14 protein-coding genes and 1 pseudogene are annotated in these 19,177 nt (G+C 71.1%); 8 read left to right on the forward strand and 7 right to left on the reverse strand.

All coding sequences use genetic code 11. From position 1 onward, the window contains the following. Positions 1–10: 10 nt before the first annotated feature. Both ACLQ2S_RS05590 and ACLQ2S_RS05595 read right to left on the reverse strand, forming a co-directional pair. Entirely contained in the window at positions 11–2,404 is a 2,394-nt protein-coding gene (locus ACLQ2S_RS05590; protein ID WP_425701245.1) for a phosphoketolase family protein, read from the reverse strand. Between the two features lie 83 nt (positions 2,405–2,487). Next, positions 2,488–3,351 (reverse strand): universal stress protein, encoded by an 864-nt coding sequence (locus ACLQ2S_RS05595; RefSeq protein WP_425701246.1) that lies wholly within the window; start codon positions 3,349–3,351, stop codon positions 2,488–2,490. A 249-nt stretch (positions 3,352–3,600) separates the two neighbouring features. Here ACLQ2S_RS05595 and ACLQ2S_RS05600 point away from each other — a divergent pair, with 249 nt between their 5' ends. From ACLQ2S_RS05600 to ACLQ2S_RS05615, 4 genes are all read left to right on the forward strand, one after another. After that, on the forward strand, positions 3,601–4,596 hold the full coding sequence (locus ACLQ2S_RS05600; RefSeq protein WP_425701247.1) for a diacylglycerol/lipid kinase family protein: 996 nt from the start codon (positions 3,601–3,603) through the stop codon (positions 4,594–4,596). Between the two features lie 79 nt (positions 4,597–4,675). Beyond that, positions 4,676–5,692, forward strand: a complete 1,017-nt coding sequence (locus ACLQ2S_RS05605) for a YihY/virulence factor BrkB family protein (protein WP_425701248.1) — start codon at positions 4,676–4,678, stop codon at positions 5,690–5,692. A gap of 66 nt (positions 5,693–5,758) precedes the next feature. After that, a complete protein-coding gene (locus ACLQ2S_RS05610; RefSeq protein ID WP_425701249.1) occupies positions 5,759–7,249 on the forward strand; it encodes a phosphatase PAP2 family protein in 1,491 nt (496 codons plus the stop codon). Between the two features lie 19 nt (positions 7,250–7,268). Further along, entirely contained in the window at positions 7,269–8,051 is a 783-nt protein-coding gene (locus ACLQ2S_RS05615; RefSeq protein WP_425701250.1) for an endonuclease/exonuclease/phosphatase family protein, read from the forward strand. A 229-nt stretch (positions 8,052–8,280) separates the two neighbouring features. Here ACLQ2S_RS05615 and ACLQ2S_RS05620 read toward each other — a convergent pair whose 3' ends face one another. Continuing rightward, positions 8,281–9,243, reverse strand: a complete 963-nt coding sequence (locus tag ACLQ2S_RS05620) for a TIGR03557 family F420-dependent LLM class oxidoreductase (RefSeq protein ID WP_425701251.1) — start codon at positions 9,241–9,243, stop codon at positions 8,281–8,283. 337 nt (positions 9,244–9,580) lie between these two features. Between ACLQ2S_RS05620 and ACLQ2S_RS05625 the strand changes: the two genes are divergently transcribed. Next, entirely contained in the window at positions 9,581–10,969 is a 1,389-nt protein-coding gene (locus tag ACLQ2S_RS05625) for a cellulase family glycosylhydrolase (protein ID WP_425701252.1), read from the forward strand. Between the two features lie 315 nt (positions 10,970–11,284). Further along, the gene (locus tag ACLQ2S_RS05630; RefSeq protein ID WP_155215986.1) at positions 11,285–12,322 is read left to right on the forward strand and encodes a sporulation protein; all 1,038 of its coding nucleotides are present in this window, start codon (positions 11,285–11,287) and stop codon (positions 12,320–12,322) included. Between the two features lie 138 nt (positions 12,323–12,460). On the opposite strand, the gene ACLQ2S_RS05635 is transcribed toward ACLQ2S_RS05630, so the two are convergent. After that, positions 12,461–12,835, reverse strand: a complete 375-nt coding sequence (locus ACLQ2S_RS05635) for a hypothetical protein (RefSeq protein WP_155215472.1) — start codon at positions 12,833–12,835, stop codon at positions 12,461–12,463. Positions 12,836–13,312: 477 nt separating this feature from the next. Here ACLQ2S_RS05635 and ACLQ2S_RS05640 point away from each other — a divergent pair. After that, positions 13,313–13,594: pseudogene (locus ACLQ2S_RS05640) on the forward strand (hypothetical protein); the annotation flags it as partial. An 88-nt stretch (positions 13,595–13,682) separates the two neighbouring features. Here ACLQ2S_RS05640 and ACLQ2S_RS05645 read toward each other — a convergent pair. The 3 genes from ACLQ2S_RS05645 to ACLQ2S_RS05655 form a co-directional block, all read right to left on the reverse strand. Beyond that, positions 13,683–15,983: a HelD family protein gene (locus ACLQ2S_RS05645; protein ID WP_425701253.1), complete on the reverse strand. Its 2,301-nt coding sequence runs from the start codon at positions 15,981–15,983 to the stop codon at positions 13,683–13,685. Between the two features lie 83 nt (positions 15,984–16,066). Then, complete coding sequence (locus ACLQ2S_RS05650) at positions 16,067–18,040, reverse strand: tetratricopeptide repeat protein (RefSeq protein ID WP_425701254.1); 1,974 nt, start codon at positions 18,038–18,040, stop codon at positions 16,067–16,069. A 68-nt stretch (positions 18,041–18,108) separates the two neighbouring features. Beyond that, entirely contained in the window at positions 18,109–18,570 is a 462-nt protein-coding gene (locus ACLQ2S_RS05655; protein ID WP_425701255.1) for a MarR family winged helix-turn-helix transcriptional regulator, read from the reverse strand. 48 nt (positions 18,571–18,618) lie between these two features. Between ACLQ2S_RS05655 and ACLQ2S_RS05660 the strand changes: the two genes are divergently transcribed. Next, positions 18,619–19,137, forward strand: a complete 519-nt coding sequence (locus tag ACLQ2S_RS05660) for a VOC family protein (protein ID WP_155215469.1) — start codon at positions 18,619–18,621, stop codon at positions 19,135–19,137. Positions 19,138–19,177: the final 40 nt, after the last annotated feature.

Below are 19,177 nucleotides of genomic sequence, written 5' to 3' on the forward strand. Positions count from 1 at the left end.
GGGCACCTCCTCACCGGTCGGTCGGATCGGTCTCGCGGATCCAGCGCCACTCGGCCACCCGGGGGTCGTCCTCACCGAACCGGCGGGTGTAGTCGCGGGCGGCCTGGCGGGCGTCGGTCATCTCCTGCCGCAGGTGCGCGGCACGGGCGGCCAGCCCCGGCACCCGGTCGATCACGTCGATCACGAGGTGGAACCGGTCCAGGTCGTTGAGCATCACCATGTCGAACGGCGTGGTGGTGGTGCCCTCCTCCTTGTAGCCACGGACGTGGAGGTTGTCGTGGTTGGTCCGCCGGTAGGTGAGCCGGTGGATCAGCCACGGGTAGCCGTGGTAGGCGAAGATGATCGGCTTGTCACGGGTGAACAGGGTGTCGAACTCCGAGTCCGGCAGGCCGTGCGGGTGCTCGGAGTCCGGCTGAAGCCGCATCAGGTCGACGACGTTGATCACCCGTACCTTGAGGTCGGGAAGGTGCTGGTGCAGCAGGTCCGCCGCGGCGAGGGTCTCCAGCGTCGGCACGTCGCCCGCGCAGGCGAGCACCACGTCCGGCTCGCTGCCCCGGTCGCTGCTGGCCCAGTCCCAGATGCCCACCCCGCGACGGCAGTGCGCGATGGCCTCGTCCATGTCCAGCCAGCTGGGCGCGGGCTGCTTGCCGGCCACCACCACGTTGATGTAGTGCCGGCTGCGCAGGCAGTGGTCCATGGTGGACAGCAGCGTGTTGGCGTCCGGCGGCAGGTAGACCCGCACCACCTCGGCCTTCTTGTTCATCACGTGGTCGATGAAGCCCGGGTCCTGGTGTGAGAACCCGTTGTGGTCCTGCCGCCAGACGTGGCTGGAGAGCAGGTAGTTCAGCGACGCGACCGGCTGCCGCCAGGGAATGCCCCGGGTGACCTTCAACCACTTGGCGTGCTGGTTGACCATCGAGTCCACGATGTGGATGAACGCCTCGTAGCTGGTGAAGATGCCGTGCCGACCGGTCAGCAGGTAGCCCTCCAACCAACCCTGGCACAGGTGCTCGGAGAGGACCTCCATGACCCGCCCGTCGGGGGAGAGGTGGTCGTCGCCGTCGACCGTGCCGGCCACCCAGGCCCGGTCGGTGACCTCGAAGGCGGCCTGGAGCCGGTTGGAGGCGACCTCGTCCGGCCCGAACAGTCGGAACGTCTGCGGGTTGGCGCTGATCACGTCCCGGACCCACTTGCCGAGTTCGCCGGTGGCGCTGGTGACCGTCGCACCGGGGCGGGGCACCTCCACGGCGTAGTCACGGAAGTCGGGCAGGGTCAGGTCGCGCAGCAGGACGCCGCCGTTGGCGACCGGGTTGGCGCTCATCCGCCGGGTTCCCTTGGGCGGCAGGTCGGCCAGCTCGGCCACGGGCGCGCCGGTGGCGTCGAACAGCTCCTGCGGACGGTAGCTGCGCATCCACCGTTCCAGCTCGGCCAGGTGGTCCGGGTTGCTGCGGACCTGGGACAACGGCACCTGGTGTGCCCGGTAGGTGCCCTCGACCGGCTTGCCGTCGACGTCGCGGGGCCCGGTCCAGCCCTTCGGAGTACGCAGGACGATCATCGGCCAACGCGGGCGTTCGACGGTCGCGCCGGAGCGGGCGCGGCGCTGGATCCCGGCGATCTCGTCGAGCGCCCGGTCCAGGGTGGCGGCCAGCCGCTGGTGCACCACCGTCGGGTCGTCACCGGCCACCACGTACGGCTGGTAGCCCTGGCCCCGCATCAGGTCGAGCAGGTCGGACTCGGGGATGCGGTCCAGCACCGTCGGGTTGGCGATCTTGTATCCGTTGAGGTGCAGGATGGGCAGCACCGCTCCGTCGCGGGCCGGGTTGAGGAACACGTTGGACAACCAGCTGCCGGCCAGTGGGCCGGTCTCCGCCTCGCCGTCTCCGATCACGCAGGCGACCAGCAGGTCAGGGTTGTCGAAGGCGGCGCCGTAGGCGTGGCTGAGGGCGTACCCCAGCTCGCCGCCCTCGTGGATGGAACCCGGCACCTCCGCCGCGACATGGCTCGGGATGCCGCCGGGGAAGGAGAACTGGCGGAACAATCGGGCCATCCCGGCCTCGTCCCGGCCGATGTCGTGGTTGAGTTCGCTGTAGGTGCCCTCCAGCCAGGTGTTCGCCACCAGCGCCGGTCCACCGTGCCCGGGCCCGGTGATGTAGATGGCGCTGAGGTCCCGCGCCACGATGACCCGGTTCAGATGGGCGTAGATCAGGTTCAGCCCGGGGGAGGTGCCCCAGTGCCCGAGCAGGCGCGGCTTGACGTGCTCCGGGGCCAGCGGTTCGCGCAACAGCGGGTTGTCCAGCAGGTAGATCTGCCCGACGGTGAGGTAGTTCGCTGCCCGCCAGTAGGCGTCCAGTCGGCGCAGTTCGTCATCGGTCAGGGGGCTTCGCAGGTCTACGGCGGTGTCCATACTGCCTGAGCCTCTCGCGGGTCGGTGAATCCTGCATCCGCAACGCGCGGTTTCCACTGTCAGCTTCGCCGAATCGGCGAACCTCAATCAGGGCCGTTGGTCCCGTCAACCCGGGTGCCACGGCCCGTCACCTCCGGACCGCCGCACACGCCGCGGATCACCATCACCGGGGACGGGGCGTGGTAGAGCAGCGTCTGACTGACCGCGCCGAGCATCCCGCGCAACGGCTCCTCGCCTCGGGCGGCAACCACCACCAGCTGTGCCGAGCGCGACTGGTCGACCAACACCTCGTCCGGCTCACCCTCGATGACGTGGCACTCGACGGCGGTGTCGGGATGGTCGACCCGGTAACGGGTCACCGTCGCGTCGAGTCGCTCGGTGGCGTCCTCGACACTGCCGTCGGAGTCGACCACCCAGAGCGTCAGAAGCCGCGCCTGGTGCCGGTCGGCACAGGCGAGCGCCCATTGCAGGGCGACCTCGGCGGAGGCCGAACCGTCGATCCCGACCAGGATCGGGCCGGGCGGTGGTGGTTCTCGCCGGGCGACCAGCACCGGGCAGTCGGCGCGGGCGGCCACCTGCACGGCCCGACTGTCGGACGGGATGCACCGGTCGCAGCGGACGATGCCGCCGTCCCCGACCGTCACCAGGAAGGCGGACGACGACCTGCGGAGGATGTTCTCCACCGCCGAGCCCTCGACGACTTCGGCGGTCACCGGCACGCTCGGCTCGTTCTTGTTGATCGCTGCGGTCGCCTCGGCGATCAGTTGTTCGGCCTCGACGCGGGAGTGGGAGATGTCCGGTTCGTCGAAGGCGGCCCAGTTGAACGCGTGCAGCAGGTGCAGCCGACGTCCGTGCGCCGCGGCCACCCGGGCGGCGAGTCGGGCCACCGGGAGCGCGTCCTGCGGCGCGATACCGGCGAGCACCGGCTTCTGGTCGGCTGCGGCCATCCGACATCACCCCCGCAGCTGTGGCACCCGGCCTGGGTCTGAGGCTAGTCGGGGTGATGCCACCTGGGGGCCGGATCGCCGCAGCTCAGTCGGCCGATCGGGCCGCCCCCGGCTGCGGCCAGGGGGGGGTGCGGTTCGGCGTCCCCGGATGGTCGGCCGCCGAAACCTCGATGCCCGGAGCCGGTGCGGTGAGTCGAGGCACACCGGCTTCGAGTCGCCCGACACGGCACGGTGCTGCACACTGACGCCGTGGATGCTGGACGGTACGAAGATCCGCTGCGGAGCGCGGTGGTGGTCAACCCGGCCAAGGTCGCCGATCTCGACGAGTTGCGTCGCACCGTCGGTGACGTACTCGGCGCGGCCGGCTGGCCGGAGCCGCTGTGGTTCGAGACCACCGTCGACGATCCCGGCCGGGGTCAGGCCGCAGAGGCCCTCGCCGCCGGAGTGGACCTCGTCTTCGCCTGCGGTGGCGACGGCACCGTGATGGCCTGCGTCGACGCCCTGGTCGGCACCGACACGGCGCTTGCCGTGCTGCCCCAGGGCACCGGCAACCTACTCGCGGCCAACCTGGGCATCTCCGACGACCTGACCGCCGGGCTGGCGGTGGCCGTCGAGCGTGGCCGACGCCTGCTCGACGTCGGTGAGGTGGACGGGCAACACTTCGCGGTGATGGCCGGCATGGGCTTCGACGCCCAGATGCTCGATGCCACCAGTGAGACGACTAAGCGGCGGATCGGCTGGCCGGCGTACGTGGTGGGAGCGACGCGCCACCTGCGGGATCGACCGATGCGGGTGTCGATCCGACTGGACGACCAACCGCCGTTGCGTCGTCGTGCCCGCTCGGTGCTGGTCGCCAATGTCGGACGGCTGCAGGGCGGGTTGACCCTGTTGACCGAGGCGGAGCCCGACGACGGCTACCTCGACGTCGCCGTGCTGACCCCGCGTACGCTGCGGCACTGGGTCTCCCTCGGGTGGGCGGTGCTGCGCCGCCGTGACCGGGTGCCCCGGATGGAGGTGTACCGCGCCCGCCGGGTGGAGATAACCAGTAACCGGAACCAGCCCCGGGAACTGGACGGCGACCTCATCGAGCCGGGACGCGAACTACGGGTGCAGATCCGCCGCCGGGCGTTGTGGCTGTGCGTTCCGCGACCGGTGCAGGCAGCCGACCTGGCCGACGACGCCACGGCCGCCGCCGAGCGGGGTGAACGCCTGGCCGAGCAGGGCGCAGGCGAGGGCGAGGGGTGAGCCCCGAGCCCGCTGCGGGAACGAGGTGAGCGAGCCACGGGCCGGTGGGCCCGACGGCCGCCGGTGAAGGGGCCGCACCATGAGCAGCACCCGGATGGTGCCGGAGACCCGGCTGATGTCCGACGAGCAACTCTGCGCCGACCACGCATGGCAGACGCTGCGTCGGGAGGGCGGCTGGCACCTGCTACGCGACGCCTTCACCCGCTTCCGGTACGGCGACGGGTTCAGCCACTCCCGCGCCTTCGCGTTCCAGCTCTGCCTGGCCGTGGTGCCCTTCCTGATCGCCCTCACCGGGCTCATCTCCGAACTCGGTGTGGCCGAGGGCGGTGAGGTGGTCGCGGACACCGTGCTGGCGTTGACCCCCGGGACGAGTGAACAGGTCGTCGCCGACCTGCTCCGGGACGGCGACGACGCGGGCGCCGAACGGGTCGAGCGGGCCGGCGAGGTGGCGCTCACCCTCGGCCTCATCACCGGCCTGGTGGCGTTGACCAGCACCATGGCCCAGATCGAGCGGGGCGCCAATCGCATCTACGGCGTCGAACGGGACCGCCCGGCCGGTCGGAAGTACCTGCGGGCGGCGGTGCTCGCGGTGACCGCCGGTCTTCCGGCACTCGCCGGGTTCCTCATCCTGGTCGGGGGTGGACCGATGGGCGACTCGGTGGAACGCCACTACGCCTGGGGCGACGTCGCCAGCCTGCTGTGGGACGTGGTGCGTTGGCCGCTCAGTCTGGGTCTGACGGTGCTCGCTGTCGCGGTGCTGTTCCGCCATGCGCCGCGCCGCCACCAGCCCGGCCTGTCCTGGCTGCTGTTCGGCGCCGGCATCGCCACGGCCCTGTGGTGGCTGGCCAGCCTGCTGCTCGCCGGCTACGTACGCTTCAGCGCGGACTTCGGACAGACCTACGGCGCGTTGGCCGGGATCATGGCGCTGCTGCTGTGGGCCAACCTCACCGGCGTCGCGCTGTTCGGCGGGCTCTCCTTCGCGGCGCAACTGGAGGCGGTACGCATCGGTGTGCAGGAACCGGCCAAGCCGGACCTGTGGGAGCCGAGCACTCAGCGGTCCGCGCTGCACGACACCGGCGAGATGACCGCGCTCTGATCCGCGCCGGGTGTACGGCAGCGGCGTACCGGGTACTGCGCCACGCCAGAAGCGAAGGAGGCGGCCGTGGGTGCGGTCAGGGACATACTGCGACGACCCGTCGGGCACTTCACCGAACGTACGCTCGCCGGTCTGGCGCTCGTGCTCGGTGCCGGGGCCGGCTTCGGGTTGCTGCTGGTGTTGGTCCGGGTGCGATGGTCGCCGTTGTACGACGTGGACCACGGCGTGGCGCGGTGGCTCAACGACCAGGTGGCGCCGATCGGCCCGCTGGTGACGGTGCTCAACGCCGTCACCGATCTCGGCGGACGTCCGGTCATCATCTGGCTGGTGACCGTCGCCGTGGTCGGGTTGCTGATCCGCCGGCAGGGGCGCCTCGCGGTGTTCCTGCTCGTCACCGGCACGGGTGCGGTGATCCTCGACCTCTCGCTCAAGACGCTCGTCGACCGGTTGCGTCCCGAGGTGGACGTGCCGATCGGCGGGTACGCGGGACAGAGTTTCCCCAGCGGTCACGCCCTCGGATCGATGGTGGCCTACGGCGCGCTGCTGCTGGTGTTCCTGCCGGCGATTGCTCCCCGCTGGCGTCGACCGGCGGTGGCCCTGACCGCCACCGTCGTCCTGTTGATCGGGTTCACCCGGGTCGCGCTCGGCGTGCACTTCCTCTCCGATGTGCTCGGTGCCTGGCTGCTCGGCGCGGCCTGGCTGGGCGTCACCGCGTACGCCTTCCGGTTGTGGCGGCTGGAGCGGGGGCGGCCCGCGGCGCCGCTGACCGACGGGCTGGAGCCGGAGGTCGGGCACGAGGTGGCGCCCGCCCCGGACGAGGAGAAGCTGCTGCCGCACGCCCGCGCCGGAATCGCCGAGATCATCGTCGGCTGGGTGCTGGTGTTCGGGGCCCTCTACGGGTTCGGGATGTTCGTCAGTTACCACGCCGACAGCACCTTCTTCGCCCGCCTCGACGAGACCGTGCCCGCCTGGTTCGCCGACCATCGCACCGCCTCGCTCGACGAGCTGAGCTGGTGGTGGAGCAAGGTCGGGGACACCCACGCCATCCTGCTCATCTCGATGGTCTTCTGCCCGCTGGTGCTGGCGATCTGGCGACGGTGGCGCCCGGTGCTCTTCGTGACGTTGACCATGTTCGGCGAGCTGACCCTCTTCCTCGCCAGCGCGGCGGCGGTGGACCGGCCGCGCCCGCCGGTGGAGAACCTGGACGGTCCGATGCCGACGTCGTCGTTCCCGTCCGGGCACATCGCGGCCACCCTCTGCCTGTGGGTGGCGATCGCCGTCATCGTCTTCGTCCGCACCGACCGGTGGTGGCGGTGGGTCTTCGTGGCGCTCGCCGTGGTGATGCCGGTCGGGGTGGCGATCTCCCGGATGTACCGGGGCATGCACCACCCGACCGACTTCATGGGCGCGATCCTGCTCACCGCGCTGTGGATCGGGCTGTTGTACTGGGTGGTGCGCCCCAACGAGGACGTGCGGCAGGGCAACCAACCGGCCATCGAGTCCGAGGACGTGGACACCCTCGACGACGAGTTGGCCCGGGCCGGTCAGCCGGGCTGAGCCTGCCGTGCTGAGGGTGATGACCTGGAACATCCGCACCGGCGGCCGGGACCGGGGCGGTCCGGATCGGCGCGCGCTGGTGGCCCGGGTCATCGCGCGCCAGCGGCCGGACCTGCTCGCGTTGCAGGAGTTGGGTGGTCTCGACGTCGCGGGGTTCGCCGCCAGTGTCGGACTCCGGCCGTACCTGGCCCGTTCCTGGCTGGGGCAGCCGGTCGCGCTGCTGGTCGCTCCGGCATGGCCGGTGCTGGCCGCCGCGCCGGTACGCCGGCCGTTCCACCACGCGGCCCAACGGGTGGTGGTGGGCACCGACGCCGGTCCGTTGACGGTGCTCGGCACCCACCTCTACCCGTACTCGGGCACCCGTCGGCTGGTCGAGGCGCGGTGGGCGGCCGCCGCCCTGCGCCGCAGCCGGGACGACCTGGCGCTGCTCGCCGGTGACCTGAACACCCTCGACCCGTACGCCGGGCACGCCGACCGGGTGGGTCGGCTTCCGCCCGCGTACCGGCGTCGGCATCTGCGCCGTGACGGGCGGACGGTGGAGACCCGGGCGGTGGCCCGGCTGCTCGCGGCCGGGCTGGTGGATCTCGGGGTGAGTGCCGGGCCCACGGTGCCGACCGCCCACGGTGGCGCCGAGTTCGCCGACATGCGCCTGGACTACCTGCTAGCCACCCCGAAGCTGGCCACCCTCCACCCGCACGTATCAGTTATCCGTACCCCCGACACCGCCCACGCCTCCGACCACCACCCCCTCCAAGCCGACTTCCCCCTCACCCCCCTCACCCCCCTCACCCCTTCGCGTTGATCAAGAAGTTTTGGTCATCGGCAACGGCGTGGCGTGACCAAAACTTCTTGATCAACACGGGTGGTCGGGTGGGGGGTGTGTTAGAGGAGGAGGTTTAGTAGGAGGGTTAGGACGATCGAGGCGACGATGGAGAAGAGGATCATCAGGAGGCAGCCGAGGCCGCCGCCGGCGGGTCGGATCTCCGTGTTACCGATGCGCATGGTTCGTCTTCCTGTCGGGGTCGGGCGGGTCACAGTTCGCGCAGTCGAGGTAGCAGTTCCTCCCGGGCCCAGTCCAGGAACATCGACTGGCGGTCGCCGCCGACCTGGATCAGTGCCACGTGGGTGAAGCCGGCCTCGACGAACTTCTTGACCGCCGCGACGTGCTTCTCCACGTCCGGACCGCAGGCGATCCCGGCCGCCACGTCCTCCTCGCGTACGCCCTGGGTGGCCGCCTCGAAGGAGTCGGGGTCGGGCAGGTCGGTGTTGACCTTCCAGCCCATCCCGAACCAGCGGAACTGGTCGTGGGCGATCCGGCGACACTCGGCCTCGTCCGGGCCGTAGCAGATGGCCACCTGGCCGTACCGGGGGCGGCCGGTGCCGGCGGCCTGCTCGTACATCTCGACCAGGTGGGGTACCGGCTCGGTGGCGATCAGACCGTCGGCGTACTCGGCGGCCAGCGTCACCGACTGCCGGCCCGAGGCGGCCACCGCCATCGGCACCGGCCTGTCCGGCCGGTCCCAGACATAGGCGTCCGGCACGTCGAAGTGGTTGCCGGAGAAGGTCAACGTCTCCCCGTTCAGCAGCGGGCGGATGATCTGCAACGCCTCCTCGAACATCTCGTGGCGCTGCTGCACGTGTGGCCAGCCGCCCACGACGTGCTCGTTGAGGTTCTCACCGGCACCGAGGCCGAGGGTGAACCGACCGTCGGAGAGCACCCCGATCGTGGCCGCCTTCTGCGCCACCACCGCCGGGTGGTAGCGGCGGATCGGGCAGGTCACGAAGGACATCAGCGCCGCGCGGGAGGTGGCGTGCGCGACCGCGCCCAACACCGACCAGGCGTACGGTGAGTGGCCCTGTGACTCCAGCCAGGGGTAGTAGTGGTCAGACGTGACGAGATGGTCGAAGCCGGCCGCCTCGGCCCGTACGGCGTAGTCGACGAGTTCCTTCGGGCCTGCCTGCTCGCACAGCAGGGTGTAGCCGATGTTGACCATTGACCTCTCCTCACCGGGCCTGGGCGGATCATTTCCGGATACCCCGGGCCGCACCGGTCAACCCTGCTGACCGGCTTGACGGTCTGTCCGGCCCGCGCCGACCGCTGTCTGAACCGGTTCAGGTGTCTGCGCGGTTGGCATTCTCTGGCGGGAATGTCCGCTCCCTTGGGGACTCGGTCGTTGCTGGTGGCCCGACCACTGAACCGGTTGCTTTCGATATTCCATCGGCATACGCTGATGCCTCGTCGGGCCTGGACGCGGCTGTCGGGCTGGAGCCGCTCACCTGTCACTCACCGCACCCCCTGGGCACGGGGGAGACATCTCCTGCGAGGAATGCATGAGAAAACTGTTCGCGGCCATTGGCGCCATCCTGTTGGCGACCGTCGCCGCAGTCTTCGCCTTCGGGCCCTCGGCTCACGCCGCCGCCGGTTTCACGGTCAGCAACGGCCGGCTCTACGACGCCAACGGCACCGAGTTCATCATGCGCGGGGTCAACCACGCGCACACCTGGTACGTGAACCAGACCAGTTCCTTCGCCGACGTCAAAGCCCTCGGCGCCAACTCCGTACGGGTCGTGCTCTCCAGCGGCGACCGGTGGACCCGCAACAGCGCCGCCGACGTGTCCAACGTGATCGGGCTCTGCAAGGCCCAACGGCTGATCTGCGTGCTGGAGGTGCACGACACCACCGGGTACGGCGAGCAGAGCGGGGCCATCACGTTGGACCGCGCGGTGGACTACTGGCTCAGCATCGCCAGCGCGCTCGACGGCCAGGAAGCGTACGTGATCGTCAACATCGGCAACGAGCCGTACGGCAACCAGAACTACTCGTCGTGGGCCACCGACACCTCGAACGCGATCCGTCGGCTGCGCGACGGCGGCATCGCGCACACCATCATGGTGGACGCTCCGAACTGGGGCCAGGACTGGTCCTTCACCATGCGCGACAACGCGCCGACGGTGTTCGACGCCGACCCGGCCCGCAACACGGTCTTCTCGGTCCACATGTACGGCGTCTTCGACACCGCCGCGGAGATCAGTGACTACCTGGGTCGCTTCCGCAGCCGGAACCTGCCCATCGTGGTCGGCGAGTTCGGGCACTACCACTCCGACGGCGACCCCGACGAGGACGCCATCCTCTCCTACACCCAGGCCAACGGGATCGGCTGGTTGGGCTGGTCGTGGAGTGGCAACAGCGGCGGGGTGGAGTACCTCGACATGGCCACCAACTTCAACCCGAACCAGCTGACCAGTTGGGGCGAGCGGTTGTTCAACGGCACCAACGGCATCCGGCAGACCTCGCGGCAGGCCAGCGTCTACGACTCGACCCCGCCGACCTCGCCGCCCCCGTCGAGCCCGCCCCCGTCAAGCCCGCCCCCGTCAAGCCCACCGCCCTCCTCCCCGCCGCCGTCGAGCCCGCCGCCGAGCGCTGGGTGCACGGCGACCTACTCGATCAGCAACGAGTGGCAGGGCGGTTTCCAGGGCGAGGTCCAGGTGACCGCGGGCACCAGCGCCATCGACGGTTGGACGGTGCGCTGGACGTACGCCAACGGCCAGACGGTGACCCAGTCCTGGAACGCCACCGTCACCAGCAGCGGATCCACCGTGACCGCCCGCAACGTCGACTACAACGGCCGTCTCGGCGCCGGGGCCAGCACCACCTTCGGTTTCCTCGGCAGCTGGAACGGCACCAACCCGGCTCCCACGGTGTCCTGCACCGCGAGCTGAACCGCGCCGCCGGTGGCCGGGCCCGCACGGGCCCGGCCACACACGGCCGGCGCCGCCGTGAGCCTCCGTCGGCCTCCGGTGATCTCTTTCGGCCTCCGGCGGGCCGTCGTCGAGCCGGCTCCGGAGGTCGTCGACCGGCCGGCTCCGGCTCGGTAGGCGTGCCGGACAACCAAGACGGCAGCCGCGCGCATCCAAAGCGACACGACGCCGCAACGGTGCGTTTTCAGCCACCTCACAGCCCCGCTCGATAAGGTGCATCGGTCCCCGTCCGCTCCCACAATGGAGTTCGGGCACCAGACCCCGCAGGAGTACCGAATGGTCTTCAAGAAGATGTTGAGCGCGTTGGGCGTGGGCGGTCCCAGTGTGGACACTGTCCTGGCCAACCCGAACACCAGACCCGGACTGGCACTCGACGGTCAGGTAAACCTGCTCGGCGGGGACGCCCAGGCGGACATCGAACACATCGCCATCGGTCTGGTCGCCCGGGTCGAGGTCGGTGAGCAGGCCGGTGTGATGGAGTTCCACCGGCAGGTGGTCAGTGGGCCCCTCCAGCTCGCGCCGAAGCAGGCGTTGTCGATCCCGTTCCAGCTGCCGATGCCGTGGGAGACCCCGATCACCGCGGTGTACGGCCAGCGTCTGCACGGCATGTCGCTCGGGCTGCGTACCGAGCTGGCGATCGCCCGCGCGGTCGACAAGGGCGATCTGGACGAGGTCAGCGTGCATCCGCTGCCGGTGCAGGAACGCATTCTGGAGGCGTTCCTCCAGCTCGGGTTCCGGTTCAAGAAGGCCGACCTGGAACGCGGCATGATCTACGGCGTCCAGCAGACGCTGCCGTTCTACCAGGAGATCGAGTTCTTCGCCGCACCGCAGTACGCGCAGACCATCAACGAACTCGAAGTGACCTTCGTGGCCAACCCGCACGGCGTCGACGTGGTGCTGGAGTGCGACAAGCGCGGCGGCTTCCTGACGCCCGGCCACGACGTCTTCGGGCGTTACCAGGTCCCACACACCGACGCGGAGCGCTCCGACTGGGTGCAGGTGGTCGACGGCTGGTTGCAGGAGACGATCGGCCGCTTCGGGGCCCTGCGCGCCCAGGCGTTCGGACCGCAGGGCTACGGCGCCCCGCAGGGCTACGGTGCCCCGCATGGGTTCGGCCACCCGCACCAGCGCCGGGGTGGGGTCGGCATGGGCGGGGTGGTGGCCGGTGCCGCGCTGGGCGCCGCCGGTGGCATGCTCGCCGGGCACATGATCGGTAACGCCTTCGAGGGGGCCGAGGAGGAGGTGGCCGAGGCCGCCGGTGACTTCGGTGGCGACTTCGGCGGCGATGACTTCGGCGGCTTCGAGGAATTCTAGAGCCCACCCTGCCCATCACCGGCGCAGCCGGGCACGGTGAGGCACCGTCCGGGTACGACACAACGGTGGCCCTTCGGGAGTGAGTCCCGAAGGGCCACCGTGCGTACACGGGCCGGTTGCGGCTCCGCCTAGCCGGCGTCACCGTCCTCGCCGACGCTCCTCACCGGAACGCTTCGGGCTACCGGCCTTGGCCAGACCACGGCTACCCAGGTAACCGAGGGTCAGCAGGGTGATGAACATCCATGCCTGGCCCGGGTTGTTCAGATTCAGTCCGTACGCGGTGGTGCCTCGCCAGAAGGCGGCGATGACCACGGCGGTGACGGCGGCAGCGTAGATCCAGAACTCCGTCGTCAGGAACGACTGCTTCGTCTCGGTACCCGGTGCCGGCATCTGCTCCCGGTGCCCGTCGTGCATCATCGGCATCTGACGGGTGGCCGTGTCCTGCATCGAGCGGTTCTGCACGTCCTGCGCCGGGCGGTTCGTCGGCCTGGTAGATGCAGCCTGCGTGCTCATCTGTCCTCCTCAGGATTGATGAGTCGTAACCTGCGACCCTCGCCCCGCTACCGCGTGTCGGCCACGGCACGGTTCGCGTACTTGGCGGGGGCACCCTGGGTCTACCCCCTGCCGTCAGGGCAGTAACGCCAGCCCATGCCGCGATTTTCAAACCGCCCGGGACTGGGCGCAGCCCAGGGCCGCGAGTCGGCGTGGCCCGCAGTGCCGAGACCTCCGGCGGTAACGCGGGAGGCGACATCGACACCCAGCGGGCGGGACCCGGGTCATGTGCGTCGCGAACCAGGCCCGTCTGGGTGTCGATGTCCCGACCGGCCACGTACGTGCCGCACCGGGCCTGCTGGCCCGGATGTCCGATCGGGCCCCGGCGGGGGTACGGACGGTGCCGGGCGGCCCGGTGCGCGGGTTTGCCGTGCTGGTCACCGGGCACGCAGCGAGACCGACCTTCTTGCGAGGTGATGGATCGTGCGTGAGGACGAGATGCGACGCGACGCCGCCCGTCGAGCCGAGGAGCGGATCGCCGGCGGCGTGTACGGCGAAGGCGCGCTCGACGAGGTGACCGTACCGCCGACCGATGTGGAGAGTGAGTTGCAGCGGGAGGATCCGGACGACCCGGCCGACGTGCCGATCGACCCGACCGTGCTGCGCGACGGCGGCCCGACCCGCGGTCAGGGCGCGATCACCACGACCGGCGGCACCGCCGGTCCGGCGAGTTCCCGCCGGGTGCCGCGCGACCCCGAACGCCACCCCGGCAAGGTGGCCCAACCCCCACCCGCCCCACCCAGTTGATCAAGAAGTTTTGGTCAGGATCGAGAGATCAAAGTGTCCAAAACTTCTTGATCAACGTGGATCAAGGGGTGGGGGTGAGGGTGGTCAGGCGTTGGGTGGCTCGGGTGAGGGCCACGTAGAGGTCGCTGCGGCCTCGGGGGGACTCCGCGATGATGCGGTCGGGGTCGACCACCACGACGGAGTCGAACTCCAGGCCCTTGGCCTCCGCGACGGTCAGCACCACCACCCGGCTCTCCAGCTCCGGCTGCTCACCGACGGCCGCCTCGGGCAGGGCCCCGGTCAGCGCGGCACCGAGATCGTCGACCCGACCGGCCGGGACGATCACCCCGAGCCGCCCGTCGGTCAGCCGCGCCGCCTCGGCCGTGGTCACCGCCACCAGCTCCGGGGCGAGGGACTCGGCCGGCACCGTGCGCTGCTGCGGCGGGAAACCGCTGGAGCGTACGGCGCGGGGCGGCCGTAGCGCCGGATCGATCTCGGCCAGCACGTCGGCGGCGACCTCCATGATCTCGGCCGGGGTGCGGTAACTGACGGTCAGCTCGGTCAGCCGCCACCGATCCGCCACGTACGGTGCCAGCGCCTCCGCCCAGGACGGTGTGCCGGCCAGCGCTCCGGTCTGCGCCACGTCACCCACGATGGTCATCGACCGGCTCGGGCAGCGGCGCATCAGCAGCCGCCAGGCCATCGGCGACAACTCCTGCGCCTCGTCGACGATCACATGCCCGAAGGCCCAACCACGGTCGGCCGCCGCGCGTTGCGCGGTGGTGAGCCGGTCCGCCTCCTCCTGCCGTTCCAGCAGCCGGTCGGCGTCGAGCAGGTCGGTCACGCCGAGGATCTCGCCGCCCTCGGCCTCGTCCTCCACGTCGATCGACCGCGAACCCCGGGCGATCTCCAGCACGCCCTCCGCGTACTCGCGTTGCATGGCGCGGATCCGCTCCCGGCGGGCGGCGGCGGCCCGGTCGTCCTCACCGAGTAGCTCCGCCGCCTCGTCCAGCAGGGGCACGTCGGCCGCAGTCCAGCCGCCCGGCTCGCGGTGCAGCGCGGCCCGCTCGTCGTCGCTGAGCATCGGCGCGGCGGTGGCGATGCGCTCGGGTGCGGCGTACAGGTCGGCGAGCAGGCGCTGGGGCGTGAGCACCGGCCACAACTCGTCCAGTACCGCCCGGACCTGCGGTTCCTCGCGCAGTTCGCGGCGGATCTCGGCGCGGTCGGCCTCGTCGAGCAGGTTCTCCCCGCCCAGCGGGTCGGCGCCGATCCGGTCGGCCACCTGGTCGGCCAGCGCGTGGACGACCTCGATGTCGAAGACGGCGCGGGCCAGATTGTGCGGCCGACCGCTGCGCCGGGCCCGGTCGCGTGCCGCGTACACGGTCGCCGGGTCGAGGGTGAGGACCTCCTGCTGCGGCAGTTCGATCTCCACCGGCTCGTCGGGGACCCGCTGCCGGTCGCGTACGGCGTTGGTCAGCACCTCCACCATCGCCAGGCGGCCCTTCAGGGCGGCGGTGGTGGCGGGCTCGGTCCGGCGGGCGCTCACCCCCGGGAAGAGGTCGCCCTGGGTCCGCAGCAGCACGCCCGTCTCGGCCAGCGCGGGCAACACCTGCGAGATGTAGCGCAGGAACGTCACGTTCGGGCCGACCAGCAGCACACCACGGGTCGACAGCTCCCGTCGGTGGGTGTAGAGCAGGTACGCGGCGCGGTGCAGCGCCACCGCGGTCTTGCCGGTGCCCGGCCCGCCCTGCACCACCAGCACGCCCGGAAGGTCGGCCCGGATGATCCGGTCCTGCTCGGCCTGGATGGTCTCCACGATGTCGCGCATCCGGCCGGTCCGTCCGGCGTTGAGCGCGGCCAGCAGGGACGCCTCCCCGGTCAGCTCCTCGTGGGCGGTGGGCGAGGCGGTGGCCAGGTCGAGCACCTCGTCGTTGAGGCCGACCACCTTCCGCTGCCGGGTACGCAGGTGCCGACGCCGCCGGATGCCCTGCGGGTTGGCGGCGGTGGCGAGGTAGAAGGCGCGGGCGGCCGGGGCACGCCAGTCCATCAGCAACGGCTCGTAATCACCGTCACTGTCGAAGATGCCGATCCGACCGATGTAATGGCGTTCGCCACTGTCGGTGTCCAGGCGGCCGAAGCAGAGACCATTCTCCACCGCCGAGAACTGCTCGACCTGCTCGGCGTACATGCGTACCGAGCTGTCGCGCTGTGACCGGGCCTGCAACGTGCCACCGGTCGCCCGCAACTGCTCGGTCAACCGAATCTGTGCCTGGTCACGCAGGTCGTCGAGGCGCTGGTAGAGCATCGAGACGTACTCCTGCTCGCGGCCGATCTCGTCGTCGGACGGCGAACCGCCGGAGTGCCTTGACAATCCGTCTCCCATTTAGCTAGAATTCGCATTCAGGACGGCTTTCGAGCCGTTCTTTTTTCATGCCTGAACTGCCAAAGATAGCGCGTGTTCGACGGTCAGCGCCGCTTGGTGCAGACCTCGTCGGAGCGGGCGATGGTGTCGGCGGACCACGCGACCGCGACCGTGAAGCAGTAGTCGAGGCTGCGGTTGAGGCCGTACACCACGAAGCTGTCGCTGCCGGCCGGCAGATCCGCGAAGGGGTTCTGCGGCTGGCCGTTCCGACCACCCGAGACGATCACCGGTCCCTCCGCCCCGGCCGGGTACGTCCACCGCAACGTCACGCTGTCCCGGTTGTCGCGCAGCGACAGCCCGGTCGGCGCCGCGCCGGGCGACGGGGGAGGAGCATCGCCGGTGGTGGCGGAGGCCGCTGGTGCGCTCGGGCCGCCGCTCGCCGTCGGGGGCGTCGGATCGCCGCCGCCCACCCGGGACACCCCGGCGATGACGGCCGCCGCGCCGAGCAGCACCACGGCGACACCGGCCGCGACGATCAGCACCAGCCGGTTCGGCTGGGCGGTCGGTGGTGCGGCGGTACGGCGTACCGGCACCGGCAGCAGGGGCGACGGCGGACCGGGCCGTTCCGGCTCGACCCGGCGCAGCCGGTACACCCCGGGTGCCTGTGGCGTGCCGGTCAGGCCGATCACGGTCGGCGGTACGGCGGCACCGGCTGCCGGTGGCACCTCGGGCTGCGGGTCCGGCGCGGGCTGCTCGGCCGCCGGCCCGGCCCACCAGTCCTCGGGCGGTCCGGCCGGGCCGTCGACCGGCTGTCGAGGCGTGGGTACCGGCGACGTGCCCCCGGCCGCCGACGAGTCGGCGGGATACCCGTGGCTCGGGTGGTAGCCCTCGGCCGGATGCTCCTGCGGGTCGGTCGGGTGGGACGAGGACCACGGCTGATCGTCCTGCTGCGGCTCCGCCGCCCAGGACGGCTCGCCGCGTGGCGGTTCCTCCGCTGCCGTGGCCCACGCCGGGGGCCAACCGTCCGGCGGTGGCGTGGCCGCTCCCGTCTCGGGGGTCGTCCACTCCGACGCTGCCGCTTGCGTACCGGCCGTGGCCGCCTCCGGCCAGCCGGCCGAAGGGCCGGTGGCGGCGGTCTCGGGCCAGGCGGGGGTGGCGCTCGCGCCGGTGTCGGCCCAGGGGGTCGGATCCGCCCCGGTCGCGGGATCGGGTGTCCCGGCCGATGCGTCGGGCAGGTCCGTCACAGCGGGCGGGGGCGTGGCCGTCGGGTCGTCGTCGGGCACGCGCGGGTGCGGCCAGGACGGCGCGGGTGGGGTGGTGCCGGTCGACGGGGTACGGGCGGACGGTACGACCGGGTCCTGCGTGCTGACCGGTGGGTTGTCGGCGCAGACGTGATCGGGGTTGGCCGCCGCCCGAGCCAGCGCCGTCACCTGGGCGGCCAGCGGATCGTCCGGAGACAGGTGCTGGCGGGCCAGTTCACGGGCCAGGGCCAGGTTGTCCTGCGCCTCGGCGAACTGACCGCAGTCACGCTGCATCGAGCCGAGTCGGGCCAGCATCTTGATTCCGCTGGGGTGCCCGTCACCGTAGACCTCGCGGTGCAGCTCCCAGGTGTCCTGGAGCCGGTCGCGGGCGACCTGACACTGGCCTCGGGCGTACTCCACGGTGGCCAGATCGGCGTGCACGGCGAGCACCCGCTGCGACTCCGGTCCGTCGGACGCGGTCAGCTCGATGATCACTTCCTGGTACAGCCGTGCCGCCCGCGACCAACTGCCCACCCGGTGCAGCACCGCCGCCAAGGTGGCCGCGGCGGCCACCGTACGCGGATCGGAGCGGCCGTAGAGCCGGGAGCTGGCGGCGTACGCGTAGGCGGCCCAGCCCCGCGCCGAGTGCGGCTCGCCGAGTGCGAACAGCACCCGGGCGTGCAGGCTGGCCGCCTCGGCCAACTCGGACGTGGCGTTGGCCGGGCGCGGGTCGGCGCCGGTCAGCGCGTCGGCGAGTAGCCGTTGGGCACCGGCGAGATCGCCGGCGGAGACCAGGTCGTGCGCCTGATCAGTCAGTTCACCGAAGCCGGAAGGCACGCCCCATCGTGCTCATTCGACGACGTTTAGTACAAGACCCGCGCCGGAGTGGTTCGGTCAGGATCTGGTCAGGCTCGGTTCAGTCGTTCGGCCAGCACCTCGCTGATCTGGCGTAACTGCTCCACCTGAGCCGGGCTGAGCGCGTCGAACAGGTGCCGGCGTACGCCCTCGACATGGCCGGGCGCGGCGGCGGCCAGCTTCGCGAAACCCTCTTCGGTGAGCTGGGCGATCTGGCCGCGCCGGTCGGTGGGGCAGTCCTCGCGACGCACCCAGCCGGTCGCCTCCAACCGGGCCACCGCGTGCGAGAGGCGGCTGCGTGAGGAGCCGCTGGCCTCGGCCAACTCGCTCATCCGCAGGCGACGGTCGGGTGCCTCGGAGAGGCGTACCAGGATCTCGTAGTAGGCGTGCGGGATGCCGGCGTCACGTTGCAGCTCGCGGTCGAGGGTGTCCATCAGCGCTCGGGAGGCGGTCAGGAACGCCCGCCAGGTGCGCTGTTCGTCCGTGGTCAGCCAGCGGGTCATGACCAGCATCATAGCGGTTTAGTTGAACGCTCAACTAAACCGGGCTACGCTTGGCCCATGGGAATCCACCGTCTCAACCACGCCGTCCTGTACGTCAGTGACCTCGACCGCAGCGTCGCGTTCTACCGCGACGTGCTCGGCTTCCGCCGGGTGTCGATGACCCCGGAAGGCTTCCGAGCCGCCTTCCTCCAGGCGCCCGGCTCCACCAACGACCACGACCTCGGCCTCTTCGAGATCGGTGCCTCCGCCGGTCGGTCGACCGCCGGTCGGCAGACCGTCGGCCTCTACCACCTGGCCTGGGAGGTGGACACCCTCGACGAGCTGGCCGCCACCGCCCGCCGGCTGACCGGGGCGGGGGCGCTGGTCGGCACCTCCGACCACGGCACCACGAAAAGCCTCTACGGCCAGGACCCGGACGGGCTGGAGTTCGAGGTGGTCTGGCTGGTCCCCGCCGACCGGCTCGACGACAACGCCCTCGCCGCCCGGACCAGGATCGGGCGGCTCGACCTGGCTGCCGAGATCGAGCGCTACGGCGGGGACACCCGAGGCGGTGTCGGCGTGTCGATCCCGGTCTGAGCGCGTTCTCGAGGAGGCCGCGCTGCCTCGACCACGCGCT

This window comes from Micromonospora sp. DT48 (genome assembly GCF_049844495.1).
In the GTDB taxonomy this organism is placed as follows: Bacteria; Actinomycetota; Actinomycetes; order Mycobacteriales; family Micromonosporaceae; genus Micromonospora.

What these genes read in the sequence shown, in the direction of transcription:
- ACLQ2S_RS05590 (WP_425701245.1), bottom strand. Translation starts at nt 2,404, where the DNA reads ATGGACACCGCCGTAGACCTGCGAAGCCCCCTGACCGATGACGAACTG.
- ACLQ2S_RS05595 (WP_425701246.1), bottom strand. Translation starts at nt 3,351, where the DNA reads ATGGCCGCAGCCGACCAGAAGCCGGTGCTCGCCGGTATCGCGCCGCAG.
- ACLQ2S_RS05605 (WP_425701248.1), top strand. Translation starts at nt 4,676, where the DNA reads ATGAGCAGCACCCGGATGGTGCCGGAGACCCGGCTGATGTCCGACGAG.
- ACLQ2S_RS05615 (WP_425701250.1), top strand. Translation starts at nt 7,269, where the DNA reads ATGACCTGGAACATCCGCACCGGCGGCCGGGACCGGGGCGGTCCGGAT.
- ACLQ2S_RS05620 (WP_425701251.1), bottom strand. Translation starts at nt 9,243, where the DNA reads ATGGTCAACATCGGCTACACCCTGCTGTGCGAGCAGGCAGGCCCGAAG.
- ACLQ2S_RS05625 (WP_425701252.1), top strand. Translation starts at nt 9,581, where the DNA reads ATGAGAAAACTGTTCGCGGCCATTGGCGCCATCCTGTTGGCGACCGTC.
- ACLQ2S_RS05630 (WP_155215986.1), top strand. Translation starts at nt 11,285, where the DNA reads ATGGTCTTCAAGAAGATGTTGAGCGCGTTGGGCGTGGGCGGTCCCAGT.
- ACLQ2S_RS05635 (WP_155215472.1), bottom strand. Translation starts at nt 12,835, where the DNA reads ATGAGCACGCAGGCTGCATCTACCAGGCCGACGAACCGCCCGGCGCAG.
- ACLQ2S_RS05645 (WP_425701253.1), bottom strand. Translation starts at nt 15,983, where the DNA reads ATGGGAGACGGATTGTCAAGGCACTCCGGCGGTTCGCCGTCCGACGAC.
- ACLQ2S_RS05655 (WP_425701255.1), bottom strand. Translation starts at nt 18,570, where the DNA reads ATGCTGGTCATGACCCGCTGGCTGACCACGGACGAACAGCGCACCTGG.
- ACLQ2S_RS05660 (WP_155215469.1), top strand. Translation starts at nt 18,619, where the DNA reads ATGGGAATCCACCGTCTCAACCACGCCGTCCTGTACGTCAGTGACCTC.